Below are 1695 nucleotides of genomic sequence, written 5' to 3'. Positions count from 1 at the left end.
CGTGCACGCCGACCGCGTGCACGCGCGGCTGACCGGCGGTGCGGCGGTGCCGCTGCGTCCCGCGGAGCTCGTGGAGGCCGCCGCGCGGGAGTACCCCGGGCTCGTGCCCACGGCGGCGCAGCTCGACGAGGAGCTGCGGCACCTCCAGGCGGACAAGGAAGGCCGCGAGGTCGACCAGGGGATCTTCTTCCAGGCGCTGCTGCGCGCGCCCGGACCGGGGCGGCACGTCGTGGAGTCCGCCCTGCGGCCGACGTCCCGCGCGCTGGGGCTCCTCGCGGACTACGCCACCCTCGGGTCGCTGGACCTGGGCACGGTGTCGATCGACCGCCGTGACGGGATCGCGCACGTGACCCTGCGCAACACCGACTGCCTCAACGCGGAGGACAACGCGCTCGTCGCCGACCTGGAGACGGCCGTCGACCTGGTGGCGCTGGACGACTCCACCGGCGCCGGCGTGCTGCGCGGCGCGCACATGACGCACCCCCGGTACGCGGGCAGGCGCGTGTTCAGCGCGGGCATCAACCTCAAGGAGCTGCACCGCGGCCGGATCTCCTACGTGGACTTCCTGCTGGGCCGCGAGCTCGGCCTGGTGCACAAGCTCTCCCGCGGCGTGCTGCTGGAGCAGACCGAGCACACCTGGCCGCGCGGCCCCGTCACGAAACCGTGGCTGGGAGCCGTGGACACGTTCGCGATCGGCGGCGGCATGCAGCTCACGCTGGCGCTGGACCGGGTGCTGGCCGCCGCCGACTCGTACCTGTCGCTGCCCGCGGCCCGCGAGGGGATCGTGCCGGGCTTCGGCAACCTGCGGCTGCGCCGGCTGGCCGGCGGGCGCCTCGCGCGGCAGATCGTGCTGCAGGGCAGGAAGATCGCGGCGACCGACCCCGAGGCCGCGCTGTTCTGCGACGCCGTGCTCGACCCGGACGCGCTCGACGCGGCGGTCGACCGCGACGCCGCCCTGCTGGACGACCCGGCCGTGGCCGCGAACCGGCGGATGCTCGTGACCGCGGAGGAACCGCTCGACGCCTTCCGGGAGTACGCCGCGGAGTTCGCCCTCGTGCAGGCGCTGCGCCTGCACAGCGAGGACGTGCTGACCAAGGTCGGGCGGTTCACCGCGAAGCCGGCCGGACCGCCCCGGTGAGGCCCGCGGACGTGCTGCTGCAGGTGTTGCGGGACGAGCAGGTCACCAAGGTGTTCGGCAACCCCGGCACCACCGAGCTGCCGTTCCTGGAAGCACTCGTGGACGCCGACGACATCGAATACGTGCTCGGTGTCCACGAGGGTTCCGTGGTGGCGATGGCCGACGGGTACGCGCGGGCCACCCGCCGCCCGGCGTTCGTGAGCCTGCACGTGGCGGCGGGACTCGCGAACGGACTTTCGGGGCTGCTCAACGCCTCCCGCTCGCGGACACCGCTGGTGGTCACGGCGGGCCAGCAGGACCGCCGCCACCTCGCGCGAGACCCGATGCTGTCGGGCGACCTGGTGGGGCTCGCACGGCCGGCGGTGAAGCACGTGTTCGACGTGCAGCACGCGCACGACCTGCCCCTGCTGCTGCGCCGGGCCTTCGCGCTGGCGGTCCAGCCGCCCGCCGGTCCCGTGTTCCTGTCCCTGCCGATGGACCTCCTCGCCGAGGAGGTCTCCCTGGAACCACTCCCGCGCTCGCGCCTTTCGTGCCCCGGCGCCGCGGGAGGGGTGGAG

Annotated in this window: 2 protein-coding genes; both read left to right on the top strand. The window is 74.3% G+C overall.

The window, feature by feature from the left end:
- Window positions 1–1138: (3,5-dihydroxyphenyl)acetyl-CoA 1,2-dioxygenase DpgC (gene dpgC / locus ACFWGZ_RS40840; RefSeq protein ID WP_382456949.1), on the top strand; the 1138-nt coding region annotated here is incomplete at its 5' end.
- Window positions 1135–1695 (top strand): thiamine pyrophosphate-binding protein (locus tag ACFWGZ_RS40835; protein WP_382456948.1); only part of this gene is annotated, 561 nt, incomplete at its 3' end. The genes dpgC and ACFWGZ_RS40835, both read left to right, overlap by 4 nt.

The organism is Lentzea sp. NPDC060358 (assembly GCF_042725365.1).
Lineage (GTDB): Bacteria > Actinomycetota > Actinomycetes > Mycobacteriales > Pseudonocardiaceae > Lentzea.
This window is presented reverse-complemented; position numbering and strand designations above follow the sequence as displayed.